The organism is Rhodococcus sp. G6(2025) (assembly GCF_058628105.1).
In genome coordinates, this window is sequence record NZ_CP179750.1 from 6,168,183 (window position 1) to 6,180,759 (window position 12,577).

At 69.7% G+C, this 12,577-nt stretch carries 13 protein-coding genes; 7 read left to right on the forward strand and 6 right to left on the reverse strand.

The window, feature by feature from the left end; all coding sequences use genetic code 11:
- The first annotated feature begins 6 nt into the window (after positions 1–6).
- Genes ACLIVD_RS28525 through pepN form a run of 3 tightly spaced genes read left to right on the forward strand, consistent with a single transcriptional unit; the run spans position 7 to position 4,229 of the window.
- A complete protein-coding gene (locus ACLIVD_RS28525) occupies positions 7–807 on the forward strand; it encodes a crotonase/enoyl-CoA hydratase family protein (RefSeq protein WP_280779951.1) in 801 nt (266 codons plus the stop codon).
- 19 nt (positions 808–826) lie between these two features.
- Positions 827–1,681 carry an EamA family transporter gene (locus ACLIVD_RS28530; RefSeq protein WP_491931029.1) on the forward strand — a complete coding sequence of 285 codons (855 nt, stop codon included), beginning with the start codon at positions 827–829 and terminating at the stop codon, positions 1,679–1,681.
- A 37-nt stretch (positions 1,682–1,718) separates the two neighbouring features.
- Complete coding sequence (pepN, locus tag ACLIVD_RS28535; RefSeq protein ID WP_491931030.1) at positions 1,719–4,229, forward strand: aminopeptidase N; 2,511 nt, start codon at positions 1,719–1,721, stop codon at positions 4,227–4,229.
- Here pepN and ACLIVD_RS28540 read toward each other — a convergent pair.
- Entirely contained in the window at positions 4,219–5,661 is a 1,443-nt protein-coding gene (locus ACLIVD_RS28540; protein ID WP_491931031.1) for an FAD-dependent oxidoreductase, read from the reverse strand. The genes pepN and ACLIVD_RS28540 overlap by 11 nt on opposite strands.
- A gap of 106 nt (positions 5,662–5,767) precedes the next feature.
- On the opposite strand from ACLIVD_RS28540, the gene ACLIVD_RS28545 reads away from it, so the two are divergent.
- Entirely contained in the window at positions 5,768–6,328 is a 561-nt protein-coding gene (locus ACLIVD_RS28545; RefSeq protein WP_280779948.1) for a TetR/AcrR family transcriptional regulator, read from the forward strand.
- On the opposite strand, the gene ACLIVD_RS28550 is transcribed toward ACLIVD_RS28545, so the two are convergent.
- Together ACLIVD_RS28550 and ACLIVD_RS28555 are read right to left on the reverse strand one after the other, a co-directional pair.
- Complete coding sequence (locus ACLIVD_RS28550) at positions 6,304–6,636, reverse strand: hypothetical protein (RefSeq protein WP_491931032.1); 333 nt, start codon at positions 6,634–6,636, stop codon at positions 6,304–6,306. The genes ACLIVD_RS28545 and ACLIVD_RS28550 overlap by 25 nt on opposite strands.
- Before the next feature lie 82 nt (positions 6,637–6,718).
- The gene (locus tag ACLIVD_RS28555) at positions 6,719–7,921 is read right to left on the reverse strand and encodes an adenylate/guanylate cyclase domain-containing protein (protein ID WP_283331307.1); all 1,203 of its coding nucleotides are present in this window, start codon (positions 7,919–7,921) and stop codon (positions 6,719–6,721) included.
- An 89-nt stretch (positions 7,922–8,010) separates the two neighbouring features.
- On the opposite strand from ACLIVD_RS28555, the gene ACLIVD_RS28560 reads away from it, so the two are divergent.
- From ACLIVD_RS28560 to ACLIVD_RS28570, 3 genes are read left to right on the forward strand one after another with little or no spacing between them, the layout of a single operon-like run.
- Positions 8,011–8,574, forward strand: a complete 564-nt coding sequence (locus ACLIVD_RS28560) for a TetR/AcrR family transcriptional regulator (RefSeq protein ID WP_283352889.1) — start codon at positions 8,011–8,013, stop codon at positions 8,572–8,574.
- 4 nt (positions 8,575–8,578) lie between these two features.
- Positions 8,579–9,007, forward strand: a complete 429-nt coding sequence (locus ACLIVD_RS28565; protein ID WP_005258207.1) for a PaaI family thioesterase — start codon at positions 8,579–8,581, stop codon at positions 9,005–9,007.
- A gap of 31 nt (positions 9,008–9,038) precedes the next feature.
- A complete protein-coding gene (locus ACLIVD_RS28570; protein WP_105418824.1) occupies positions 9,039–9,983 on the forward strand; it encodes a serine/threonine dehydratase in 945 nt (314 codons plus the stop codon).
- 12 nt (positions 9,984–9,995) lie between these two features.
- Here the strand turns inward: ACLIVD_RS28570 and ACLIVD_RS28575 are convergent, their stop codons facing one another.
- From ACLIVD_RS28575 to ACLIVD_RS28585, 3 genes are read right to left on the reverse strand one after another with little or no spacing between them, the layout of a single operon-like run.
- Positions 9,996–10,973 (reverse strand): pirin family protein, encoded by a 978-nt coding sequence (locus ACLIVD_RS28575; RefSeq protein ID WP_491931033.1) that lies wholly within the window; start codon positions 10,971–10,973, stop codon positions 9,996–9,998.
- Between the two features lie 19 nt (positions 10,974–10,992).
- Complete coding sequence (locus tag ACLIVD_RS28580) at positions 10,993–11,439, reverse strand: MarR family winged helix-turn-helix transcriptional regulator (protein ID WP_491931034.1); 447 nt, start codon at positions 11,437–11,439, stop codon at positions 10,993–10,995.
- Positions 11,423–12,520, reverse strand: a complete 1,098-nt coding sequence (locus tag ACLIVD_RS28585; RefSeq protein ID WP_009474646.1) for an LLM class flavin-dependent oxidoreductase — start codon at positions 12,518–12,520, stop codon at positions 11,423–11,425. Before ACLIVD_RS28585 ends, ACLIVD_RS28580 begins: the two co-directional genes overlap by 17 nt.
- Positions 12,521–12,577: the final 57 nt, after the last annotated feature.

Genomic DNA, 12,577 nt, shown 5'->3' on the forward strand with positions numbered 1-12,577 from the left:
TCGTCCATGACCGACGCCGTGCTCACCACCCGCGAAGGCGACATCGTCACCTGGACGCTCAACCGTCCGGAGGCGCGCAACCCGATCTCCGAGCCGGACGTGATCGAGGCGCTCGAGAATGCGGTGGCCGACGTCAACGGTGATCCCAGCGTGCGCGTCGCGATCGTCACGGGTGCGGGTTCGGCGTTCTCCTCCGGCGGCAACGTCAAGCACATGCGCGACCGCGCCGGAATGTTCGGCGGCTCCCCCGCCGACCTGCGGCAGGGTTACCGGCACGGCATCCAGCGCATTCCGCTGGCCCTCTACCACTGTGAGGTGCCGACCATCGCCGCCGTCAACGGACCCGCGATCGGTGCCGGATGCGACCTGTCGCTGATGTGCGACATGCGGATCGCCTCCACGGCCGCCGTGTTCGCGGAGAGCTTCGTCAAGGTCGGACTCGTTCCCGGCGACGGCGGCGCCTGGTTCCTGCCGCAGGCCGTCGGGATGGCGCGCGCCAGCGAGATGGCGTTCACCGGCGACGCGATCGACGCCGCGAAAGCCCTCGAGTGGGGACTCGTCTCGCAGGTCACCGAACCCGAGGAACTCCTCGGCGCGGCACGGGCGCTCGCCGAGCGGGTGGCGGTCAACCCGCCGCAGGTGCTGCGGATGACCAAGAAGCTGCTCCGCGAGGGCCGTCACCAGAGCCTCGAGAGCCTCCTCGAACTGTCGGCGGCCATGCAGTCGCTCGCCCATCACACCGCGGACCATCACGAGGCGGTCGGCGCGATGCTCGATCGCCGCAGCCCGAACTTCACCGGCCAGTGAACCCGGGCATCGCACACCGGTGACAGCCGAGCCGCGCAGTCAGCTTCTTCCCGTCGTCTCGGTCCTCGGATCGGTGCTGTCCGTCCAGTTCGGCGCCGCCTTCGCGAGCACCCTGTTCGAGGCGGTGGGCGCCAGTGGCGCGGTGTCGCTGCGGCTGACGATCGCGGCGATCATCCTCGGGGTGATCGTGCGGCCGCGGTGGCGACGGTGGACACGAACGCAACGCGAGGGCATCCTCGCACTCGGAGTGGCGCTGGCCGTCATGAATTCGGCGTTCTACGAGGCCCTCGCGCGGCTCCCGCTCGGCACCGCCGTCACCATCGAGTTCCTGGGGCCGCTCACCCTCGCCGCCGTGCTGTCGCGAAGACTGCGGGACGGTGTGTGGGTGCTGGCGGCGCTGACCGGGGTGGTCATGCTCGGCCTGCGCGAGAACTCGGGTGCCGAGTCCCTCGACCTCGTGGGGGTGGCATTCGCCCTCACCGCCGGGGCGGCGTGGGCCGGTTACATCGTCGCCGGCTCGAACCTCGCGGCAACGGTTCCCAGCGCGGACGGCCTGGCCGGCGCGAGCATCGTCGCGGCGGCCCTGACGCTTCCGCTCGGCGCGGTGTCCGGCGGCACCGCACTGTTCGACCCCCGGATCCTGGCCGTGGGCGCGTCGGTGGCGCTGCTGTCGTCGGTGATTCCGTACTCGCTCGAGCTACGGGCGCTGCAGGTGATGAGCAAGAAGGTGTTCGCCGTGCTCATCGCGCTCGAGCCTGCGGCCGCGACCCTCGCCGGGGTGATCGTGCTCGGGCAGGTCCTCGGACTGCAGTCGCTGGCCGCGATCGCGCTCGTCGTCGCGGCCGGCGTCGGCTCCGTCCTGAGCAACCGGTAGCGGCACGGCCTGCGGGCGGGGCTGGCAGGATCGACGCGTGAGCACAGCGAACCTGACCCGAGCCGAAACCGCCGAACGTTCCCGCGCGATCGACGTTCTCGGCTATCGGGTGGAACTGGACGTACTCGGCGCCGTCGACCGGGAGGTCGGGACGTTCGCGACCACCACGACCGTCGAGTTCACCGCCCGCACGTCCACGACCTGGCTCGACTTCCTCGGCGCCGGTGTGGAGTCGGTGACGGTCAACGGCGCCGACGTCCCCGTCGACTACGACGGCGCCCGCATCGCGTTGACCGGGCTGCGTGAATCCAACGTCGTGATCGTCGCCGCCCGGGCCGAGTACAGCCGTTCCGGTGAGGGTCTGCACCGGTTCCTCGACCCGGCGGACGGGCAGACGTACCTGTACACGCAGTACGAACCGGCGGACGCGCGGCGGGTGTTCGCGTGCTTCGAACAGCCGGACCTGAAGGCGCCGTTCACGTTCGTCGTCACCGCGCCGAAGGAGTGGGAGGTGGTCTCCAACCAGCAGGTCGCCGAACGGGAAGACACCACCGGCGGGCAGGTCGTCACGTTCGCGCCGACACTGCCGATCTCCACCTACATCACCGCGGTCGTGGCCGGGCCCTACCACCGGGTCGACTCGGAATGGAGTGGCGGCGACGTCCCGATCCCGCTGGGCGTCCTCTGCCGCGCCTCGCTTGCGCAGTACCTCGACGCGGACACGATCTTCGAGATCACCCGGCAGGGGCTGGGGTTCTTCACCGACGGTTTCGATTACCCCTACCCGTTCGGCAAGTACGACCAGGTGTTCGTCCCCGAGTACAACCTCGGCGCCATGGAGAACCCCGGCTGTGTGACATTCACCGAGGCGTACGTGTTCCGCGGCGCCGCCACCGACTCCCAGTACGAGGGCCGGGCGAACACGATCCTGCACGAGATGGCCCACATGTGGTTCGGCGACCTCGTCACGATGGTGTGGTGGGACGACCTGTGGCTCAAGGAATCGTTCGCCGACTACATGGGCGCACTGGCCAACGCGGAGGCCACCCGGTGGACCGGCGCGTGGGTGGCCTTCGCCAACCGTCGCAAGGCATGGGCGTACCTGCAGGACCAGTTGCCGACGACGCATCCGATCGTCGCGGACATCGTCGACCTCGAGGCCGCGAAACTGAACTTCGACGGCATCACGTACGCGAAGGGCGCCAGCGTCCTCAAGCAACTCGTCGCGTACGCCGGGCGTGATGCGTTCTTCGAGGGGGCACGCCGCTACTTCCGCGCCCACGCCTTCGGGAACACCACCCTGACGGATCTGCTGACGGAACTGTCGGCGACGTCGGGCCGGGATCTGACGAGCTGGGCGCGCGCCTGGCTGCAGACCACCGGCGTGTCCGCACTGAGCCTGCAGCGCGGCGCCGACGGGCGCGCCGCGATCGTGCAGACCGATCCGCGTCCGCACCGGCTCGGCGTCGGGCGCTACGACTTCGACGGGACCGGCGACCTCGTGTGCGTGCAGCGGGTCGAGGTCGACCTCACCGACGCCCGCACCCCGATCGACCTCGCCGACGCGCCGCTCGTGTTGCTCAACGACGCCGACCTGACGTACGCGAAGGTACGGCTGGACGACCGATCGCTGACCACCGTCGAGACGTCGCTCGACCGGCTGCGCGACCCGCTGGCGCGGGGCCTGATCTGGTCGTCGCTGTGGAACGCGACCCGCGACAGCGAACTGGGTGCCACGCGGTATCTGTCGATGGCCCAGCGGTTCTCACCGGCGGAGTCGCACCTGACCCTCCTCACGTCGGTGCAGGCCAACGCCCCCTATGCGATCGAGCACTTCCTCCCCGTGACGTCGCGCGACTCTGCCCGTCTCGACTGGCTCGAGCACACCTGGCGCACGTTGTGGGACGCCACGCCTGGTTCGGGAAGCCAACTCGCCTGGGCACGGGCGGTGGCGTCCGCAGCGGCGATGGACGGCAGTCGCGCGGCCGGCATCCGATCGATTCTCGAGTCCGGCGGGTCGGTACCGACCGGGCTGTCGCTCGACCCGGATCTGCGCTGGGGATTCTGGGGCGCGCTCGCCGCCACCGGACACGCCGACGACGCGGACCTCGACGGGGAGCTGCGCCGCGACGACACCGGTTCCGGTCGCACCGCGTACCTGCGGGCGAGTTTCTCGCGACCGGACCCGGACGTGAAGGCGAAGGCCTGGGAATCGATCTTCCACGACCGCACACTGTCCAACGAACATCTCGGGGCGATCATCGCCGGGTTCCGCGCAGGCGCCCGGCACGACCTCGTCGAGGGTTACGCCGCCGACTACTTCGCCTCGATCCGCTCGGTGTGGGAGGAGCGCAGTATCGAAATCGCGCGGCGGATCGTGGTCGGGCTGTTCCCGTCCGAGCCCACACTCGACGCGGCGGACGGATGGCTCGATACCAACGCCGATGCGCCCGCCGCGCTACGACGGCTGGTGCTCGAGCAACGGGATCATCTCGCCCGAGACCTGCGAGCGCAGGCGTTCAACAGCCGTTCGGACGTCACCGGCTGACCGGCCGGGCACCGTTCGACGTGCGGGCCGTCCACCGTTCCAGGGCGTCCCGCCACCGGCCGGACGCACTGTCGCCCGCCCAGGCGATGTAGCCGTCGGGACGCACGAGCAGTGCGGGGCCCTCGTCGGTCCGGGTCACCGCGTGGACACCGCCCAGGACGGGAGCCCCGGGCGCGGTGACCAGGACGAAACCGCCCGAGCGCATCACCTCGTACAGCCGTCCGCCGTCGGTGGGCAGGTCCTCGGCACGTCGGCCGACCAGGGTGCTCTCACCGGCGGCGTGGCCGTACCCGATTCCGATCCCCGAGAACATCCGGGCGATCGCGTCGCCGATCGGCGGGAAGGAGAGAAGCGCCGCCACTGCCCCGTTCCGGAGCTTCCGGAGGATCCACGGCCGGACGATCATCATGCGCATCGTGGCACCGCTCGACCGCAGAACCAGCCGTCCCACCGGGTGCCGCTCGGAGTGGTACGTGTCGAGAACCGCGTCGTCCGCGCCGTCCAGGACGGCCGCGAGTTTCCAGCCGAGATTGACGGCGTCCTGAATGCCGGTGTTCATTCCCTGCCCACCGGCAGGCGAATGCACGTGGGCTGCATCGCCGGCGAGAAACACCCGACCCGTCCGATACTGCGGGACCTGCCGTTCGTCGCTGTGGAAACGCGACTGCCAGCGCACGCCGCCGAGGCCGTAGTCCGTGCCCATGGCGACCTCGATGGTGCTGCGCAGTTCCTCCCGATCCACGGGCGCGGTGTCGTCCACCTGATGCCGCCGGTTCCAGGCGATCACGCGAAACAGGTTGTCGCCGTATGGTGCGATGAACGCGAATCCGTCGCGGACGGCGTTGACGGTCACGAGATTGTCGGGTGGGTTCTCGAGTTCGACGTCGGCGAGCATGATCGACCACAGCACGGCCTTGCCGGGGAACGGTTGCCCGATCATCGTCCGGACCGCGCTGTGCGCGCCGTCCGCACCGACCGCATACATCGCGTGGAACGTGCTGTCGCGTCCCGAACTGTGGTGGCCGTGAACACGGACGCCGTTCCCGTCCTGCTCCACCCCGGTCACGGTGAACCCGCGGATGATGTCGGCGCCGCGGTCCCGGGCGTGTTCCTCCAGGAGGGTGTCGACGTTCCGCTGCGGGGTGACGAGGACGAACGGGAACCGGGACCGCAGGCGTCCGAGGTTCAGCGCTGCACCGCGCCACAGCTTCAGACCCGGCGAGGCGGCGCCGGTGGCGACGAGTCGGTCGGCGAGTCCGCGGGCGTCGAGCAGTTCGAGGGTGCGGGCGTGGACGCCGAATGCGCGGCTGAGGGTGGACGGTGCGGCGCGCTTGTCCAGCACCGTCACCGATCGGCCCGCCGCCGCCAGCTCTCCCGCGAGCATGCATCCGGTGGGTCCCGCGCCGATCACCACCACGTCGATGTGCGTCATGACGTTGCCTCCGATCGAAAGCGTCCCGACTAAGTCAACAACCGTTGACTTCCACGGTAGGCGCATCCCCGCGCGAGGTCAACAGCTGTTGACTTACACTCTGGGAATGCCCGACCGCCGCGCCCGCTCCGCCGTCGCCACCCGCGCCGCGATACTCGACGCCGCCCGCGCCCGATTCGGCACCGACGGCTACGAACGCACGACGATGCGCGCCGTCGCGTCCGATGTGGGCGTCGACCCCGCACTGGTGGTCCGATACTTCGGCAACAAGGAATCACTGTTCGCCGAGGCCGCCGAATTCGATCTGCACCTGCCCGACCTCCACGACGTTCCCGCGAAGGACCTCGCGGCCGTGCTCATGCCGCGCTTCTTCGCGGTGTGGGAGAACGACGGCGCGTTCCTCCCCCTGCTCCGCGCGGCCGCGAGCAGCCCGCGGGCCGCCGAGGCGATGTTGCAGGTCTTCGCCCGCCAGGTAGCGCCCGCGCTGGCCGTGGTCACGGCGGACCGCCCGGACGAACGCGCGGCCCTCGTCGGGTCGCAGGTCCTCGGACTCGCCTTCTCCCGCTACGTACTCCGGGTGCCGCCCGTGGCGAACATGACGCACGAGCAGCTGATGCGCTGGGTCGGGCCGGTGCTCGAGTACTACCTCACGACGGAACCGCGGTAGCCCTGCCGGTGATGCCTGCCGCCGTTCAGCATCCAGCGGACGTCGAGCTCACTCGCGCTGCGGCTGTGCCGCCTGATCGTGAACGACGTGATCGGCAACCGCTCGACGACGCTCGCCTCGGCACGCGGATCACCCGCGATGCCCTGTTCCAGAACCGAATACGCGGTGTGGTTGACCGAATGCACGGCAAGCCGGAGCGCGTCGAGCGCCGTGGGTCGCGGCCCGAACGCGGCGAGCGTGTGACCGCCGTCCACCGCGGTTTCGACCACCGCGTAGAAATGCCAGTCTGCGCCCGAATCGCCAGTCATGATGCGCCTCACTCGATGTGCTTCTGTGAGCTGTGCCATGACGATATCGCGGGGGTACGACACGTTTTCGGAGCCGCGCCGCTCAGGCGACGGATCGGCGGCCGATCCCGAACAGCTCCTGGGGGACGTCGATCCCCTTGAGCCGGTGACTGCCCGCCGGTTCGCCCCAGAACTCGTCGGTGTCGAGTTCGTCGTAGAACTCGCCGGTCACGACCACCTCGTGAGACGGCGCGACCGCGACGACGCGGCTGGCCATGTTCACGGGCCTGCCGAACCAGTCGCCCGCGCTCGGCACGGCTGTGCCCCAGGCGATCCCGGCCCGCAGCGGCGGAAGCCCCTCGGCGCGGGCGGCCTGCACGAGGTCGAGCGCGGTGTACGCCAGCGCGTTGGGATCGGCCGAGACCAACATGACGGCGTCGCCGATCGTCTTCACCAGACGCACCGGCGGAAGCACCAGATCGGTGGCCATCCCATCGAGCCGCTCGGCCACCCGCCCCAGATCGGCGGGCGCCACCTGCTCACCGAGCAGCGTGAATCCGACGAGGTCGGCGAAACAGACGCCGATCTCCTGCGCCCCCCGAACCTGCAGGTTCGAGTCCCTGGCGATACCCACCGCATCGGAGCGCAGTTGGTGGCGCAGAGTGGTGGCGATGAGATGAGCCAGGATCTGCGCCTCGAAATCCGCTATGCGCCGCACCTCCACCGCATACCGCAGGGCCACCTCGGGGTGATCGCGCGTCGCCTCGAGCCGCTCCTGCAGGAGCGCGTCCGCGGCGTCGGCGACCGTCCAGAGGTTGCGGCCGAGGACCCGGGCGGCCGCGAAGATTCCGCTCTCGTCGAGCCCCAGATCCCGGTACTGCTTGAGTCCGCGCGCGAGGTCGAGGTCGCCGTCGTCGTAGAACGTCCCGTCCTCCGACGCCCCCCGGCCGATCGCCCGGAACCACCGACGGGCATCCTCCACGGTGACGCCGGTCTTCTCGGAGATCTCGTCGATGCCGTACCGGCCCTTCGGCGCCAGCGCGTGCTCGAGCAGCAGGTGCGCGAGCCGATTGGTCCGCGAGGCGGCGCGGAGTTCGTCGATCGACACCCCGTCCTCGATCAGGGTGTTCAGGACCCCCATGCGCGCAGAGCGATCCGATCCGCTGAGTCCGTCGAGGAGGCCGGCGGCCTCGAACTCGTGGAGTTGCGTGGGCGGCGGACCCGGGCGTCGGAGCGGGCGAGGCGGCGGGGACACCAGACGTCCCGTTCGGGGCGTGATCCGTCGGGGCTGTCGCGGGTTGCGCACGTCCTCATCGTCCCAGGAACGACGTCGCCCTTCGCCGTAAACCTGCGAACTCGCTTCCCCCGCGACCATGACCGAACTATATTCGGTATGTGCCGATTCAAAGTCTGTTGCTGGATGCGGCGGAGGGCCACTTCGCCCGCCGCGGCGTCCTCGCGACCCGGCTCGCCGACATCCGGCACGAGGCCGGTGTCAGCGTGGGAGCCGTCTACCACCACTTCCCGAACAAGGAAGAGCTGTACCTCCAGGTCTGGTTACGCGCGCTCGCCAACTATCAGGACGGATTCCGGGCCGCGCTCTCGGAATGCGCCGATGCGCGGTCGGGAGTGGAAGGCGCTGTCGTCCGCCACCTGCAGTGGGTGTCCGGCAACCCGCAGCGGGCCACCATCCTCGCCGCGCCCCGGCCCCCGGGCATCGACGGGCGGGCCGATTCCACCAACGCGGCGTTCTTCCGCGACGTCACCCACTGGTGGCGGGTCCACGAACACTACGGAACGGTCCGCCGGTTCGACTTCGACGTGCTCTACGCGTTGTGGCTGGGCCCAGCCCAGGAGTACTCCCGCCAGTGGCTCGCGGGCGCCATGACCACCGACCCCACCGCGGTGGCGCCCGAACTGGCGCGCGCCGCGTGGAATTCGCTACGGAACCAGGAGTAGAGGCATGACAGTGGACGTCGCACTCACCGCCGACACCGCGCAGGCCGTGCTGGCGGCCCAGCCGTTCAGCATGCTGGTCGGCGCCCGCATGACCCAGTTCGGCGAGGGCGGCGCCACCCTCGAGATCCCCGTCCGGGACGAACTGCGGCAACAGAACGGCTTCGTGCACGGCGGCGTCCTGTCGTACGCCGCCGACAACGCTCTGACGTTCGCCGCGGGCACCGTACTCGGCGCGAACATCATGACCGCGGGCTTCACGATCACCTACCTCCGCCCCGCCCAGGGCGTGCTGCTGCGGGCGGACGCCCGAGCCGACGCGTCGACCCGGCGGCAGGCGTTGTGCCGGTGCGACATCTACGCGGTGCAGGACGACGGCTCGGAGGTACTGTGCGCCGCCGCCCAAGGCACGGCGACGGTCAAGCAGCCGCGGTAGTCGCGGCCGCACGGGATGGAACGATGGGACCATGGCTGAATCCGTCGACCGCGCATCCGTGGACAGGGCGCGTGAGCGCATCACCGGCCTGATCCGCCGGACACCCACGTTCCGTGCCACCGTCCCCACTGTGCGCGGCGCCGTACCGGTGATCTTCAAACTCGAGTTCCTGCAGTACGGTGGCTCGTTCAAGGTGCGGGGCAGCCTCAACGCGCTGCTCCACGCAGAGGAGGACGGGCGGCTCGACGATGCGGGTGTCGTCATCGCGTCCGGCGGGAACGCCGCCATCGGCGCGGCCTGGGCGTCGCGGCTGCGGGGCGTGAAGTGCACGGTGGTCGTCCCCGTCACGGCGCCCGACGTCAAGATCGACAAGCTGATCGCGCTCGGCGCGGACGTGCGCAAGGTCGGTGCTCGATACGCCGAGGCGGCCGAGTATGCGGACGAACTCGCGACGTCCTCGAACGCCCTCGCCCTGCACGCCTACGATCTCCCCGACATCGTCGCCGGGGCAGGCACCATCGCCCTCGAGATCCAGGACGACGTCGCTGAGCCGCTGTCCTACGTGATCGCCGTCGGCGGCGGCGGACTGCTCTCCGGTGTCGTCGCAGGCAGCGGCGAGGACGACAGCATCTACGGCGTGGAACCGAGCGGAGCGGCGACGCTGCACTCCGCGGTCGCCGCCCGGCAGCCCGTGGACATCGACATCGACAGCATCGCCGGCGATTCCCTGGGCGCCACCAAGATCGGTTCCATCGCCTGGGACACCGTCCGGTCGCGGCCCGTGTCCAGCCTGATCGTCGACGACGACGCCCTCATCGACGCGCGAACACTGCTGTGGGAGGAGTTCCGGATCGTCGTCGAGCACGGCACCGCCGCGGCTCTCGCTGCGATCGTCACCGGACAGCTCGCCCCCGCCGACGACAAGCCGCTCTGTGTGGTGCTCTGCGGCGCCAACACGTCGATGACCAGCTACTGATTCGCCGACGTCTCAGCCACGCGGTTTCAGCCGGCTGTTCGGCAGTTCGGGTGCGGGCAGCGGATCGCCGTCGTAACCCTCGACCGTGCCGAACCGGGGGTCGGCGGGCGCCGAGCCCCGGAGCTCGGACTGCCACTCGCGGCGGTAGCCGACGATGTCCTCGTGGCTACGGCCGAGGAAGTTCCACCACATGATCACCTGCTCGCCCAGCGGCTCACCACCGAGCAGCAGCAGCCGGGCCCGGGTCCCGCCCGTGTTGCGCAGCGCCACCAGCGATTCCCCGGGCGGCTGATAGCCGAGTTCCGCCCACCGCAGCGTTGTCCCGCGCAGCTGCACCTCACCCTCGTCGACGAGCACCCCGACCTCGAAGCCGCGCTGGATGTCGAGGGTGACGTCGGCGCCCGGCTCCAGGAGGATCTCCGCGCCGAGCAGCGGCGTGAACGTGCGGACCGGCGAGGTGGAGCCCGCCGTGCTCCCGAGGAACACCCGCACGCTCGCGCCGTCCAGTTCGACCGGGTCGGGTGCGTACGTCTCGAACGCCGGATCCGCGTCCTGCGCCGACGCCGGCAACGCGACCCACAGCTGCGCGCCGTGCAGGATGCGCGTCTGCGGGGTCGAGACCTCGGAGTGCGCGATCCCCCGACCCGCGGTCATCAGGTTGAGCTCACCGGGACGCACCATCGCGTGCGAACCGATGCTGTCGCGGTGCTCGATCTCGCCGGTGAACAGCCAGCTCACCGTCTGCAGTCCGGTGTGTGGGTGCGGCGGAACGTTCATCCCGCCCGTGTTCCCGACGTCGTCCGGACCGTAGTGGTCGGCGAAGCACCAGGCTCCGATCAGCGACCGCTCCCGCTGCGGGAGGGTGCGCCGGACCGGCATCGCGCGGGGACCGCCGAGCGGGACCTCGCGCGCGCCGAGCACCTGGATGCCCCCGCCGTCGGGGTGCGACTCGCACCGCTCTTCCACCGAATTCGTCTCCAGATTGCTCACTGTTCCATCGTGCCTTCCGTCAGCCCTGTGCGCCGCGCAGTTTCGCGCAGAGCTCGGTGAGCGTGTCGAGTTCGTCGTCGGACAGTGCCGGGCCGACGTGTCTCCGGATGCTCGCCGCGTGCCGACGTCCGACGGACTTCTGCACACGAGCACCCTCGTCCGTCAAAGCGACGACGGTCCCCCGGCGGTCGCCCGGATCGCATTCCCGCGTGACGAATCCGGACCCGGCCAGCCGCTCGACGAGCCGGCTCAGCGACGGCTGGCTGAGCAGGATCTCCCGGTTGAGATCGTGCAGACGCAGTCTGCGCCCGGGGGCCCGGCCGAGCGTGAACAGCACGTCGTATTCGCGCATGCTCAGCTCGTCCCACACGTCGTCGGCGGCGAGGTTGCGCATCACCGCGACCTGGGCGCGGAAGAGTGCCTCCCACGCCTCGGCCGCGCGTTCGGTCCTACTGACGGGCGGCATCGACGGGCTCGCGATCGGCCTTCATCGACGCGTGCGTCGGCGGGTTGTCCGGCACGCCGGCAGGTCGGCGGGCAGCGAACTCCTTGCGCAGCACGGGCACGACCTCGCCGCCGAGCAGATCCAGTTGCTCGAGCACCGTCTTCAGGGGTAGTCCCGCATGGTCGACGAGGAACAACTGCCGCTGGTAGTCGCCGAAGAAGTCGGCAAACGTCAGGGTCTTCTCGATCACCTGCTCCGGTGTGCCGACGGTCAGCGGGGTCTGCTCGGTGAAGTCCTCGAGACTCGGCCCGTGGCCGTAGACGGGGGCGTTGTCGAAGTAGGGCCGGAACTCGTCGACGGCGTCCTTGGCGTTCCGGCGCATGAACACCTGCCCGCCCAGTCCGACGATCGCCTGGTCCGCGCGGCCGTGACCGTAGTGCTCGTACCGCTCGCGGTAGAGGTTGATCAGGGCGATGTAATGCTCCTTCGGCCAGAAGATGTTGTTGGCGAAGAAACCGTCACCGTGGAACGCCGCGATTTCGGCGATCTCCGGACTGCGGATCGAGCCGTGCCACACGAAAGGCGCGATGCCGTCGAGCGGACGCGGCGTGGACGTGAACCCCTGCAGCGGGGTGCGGAACTGTCCCTGCCAATCGACGACGTCCTCGTCCCACAGCCGGCGCAGCAGCCGGTAGTGCTCGAGCGCCAGCGGAATCCCCTGGCGGATGTCCTGCCCGAACCAGGGGTAGACGGGGGCCGTGTTTCCGCGACCCATCATGAGGTCCACCCGGCCGTCCGCGAGGTGCTGCAGCATCGCGTAGTCCTCGGCGATCTTCACCGGGTCGTTGGTGGTGATCAGCGTCGTGGACGTCGACAGGATGATCTTCTCGGTCTGCGCTGCGAGGTAGCCGAGCATGGTGGTCGGGGACGACGGCACGAACGGCGGGTTGTGGTGCTCGCCGGTGGCGAACACGTCGAGCCCGACGTCCTCCGCATGCTTGGCGATGGTCGTCATCGCCTTGATGCGCTCGTGCTCGGTGGGGGTACGGCCGGTGGTGGGATCGGGGGTCACGTCGCCGACGGTGAAGATTCCGAACTGCATAGCTGTTCCTCTCGCGCCAGAACTCCATGCGTTTGCATGAAACTATTGCAACATTCA

What these genes read in the sequence shown, in the direction of transcription:
- ACLIVD_RS28525 (WP_280779951.1), top strand. Translation starts at nt 7, where the DNA reads ATGACCGACGCCGTGCTCACCACCCGCGAAGGCGACATCGTCACCTGG.
- ACLIVD_RS28540 (WP_491931031.1), bottom strand. Translation starts at nt 5,661, where the DNA reads ATGACGCACATCGACGTGGTGGTGATCGGCGCGGGACCCACCGGATGC.
- ACLIVD_RS28545 (WP_280779948.1), top strand. Translation starts at nt 5,768, where the DNA reads ATGCCCGACCGCCGCGCCCGCTCCGCCGTCGCCACCCGCGCCGCGATA.
- ACLIVD_RS28550 (WP_491931032.1), bottom strand. Translation starts at nt 6,636, where the DNA reads ATGACTGGCGATTCGGGCGCAGACTGGCATTTCTACGCGGTGGTCGAA.
- ACLIVD_RS28565 (WP_005258207.1), top strand. Translation starts at nt 8,579, where the DNA reads ATGACAGTGGACGTCGCACTCACCGCCGACACCGCGCAGGCCGTGCTG.
- ACLIVD_RS28570 (WP_105418824.1), top strand. Translation starts at nt 9,039, where the DNA reads ATGGCTGAATCCGTCGACCGCGCATCCGTGGACAGGGCGCGTGAGCGC.
- ACLIVD_RS28580 (WP_491931034.1), bottom strand. Translation starts at nt 11,439, where the DNA reads ATGCCGCCCGTCAGTAGGACCGAACGCGCGGCCGAGGCGTGGGAGGCA.
- ACLIVD_RS28585 (WP_009474646.1), bottom strand. Translation starts at nt 12,520, where the DNA reads ATGCAGTTCGGAATCTTCACCGTCGGCGACGTGACCCCCGATCCCACC.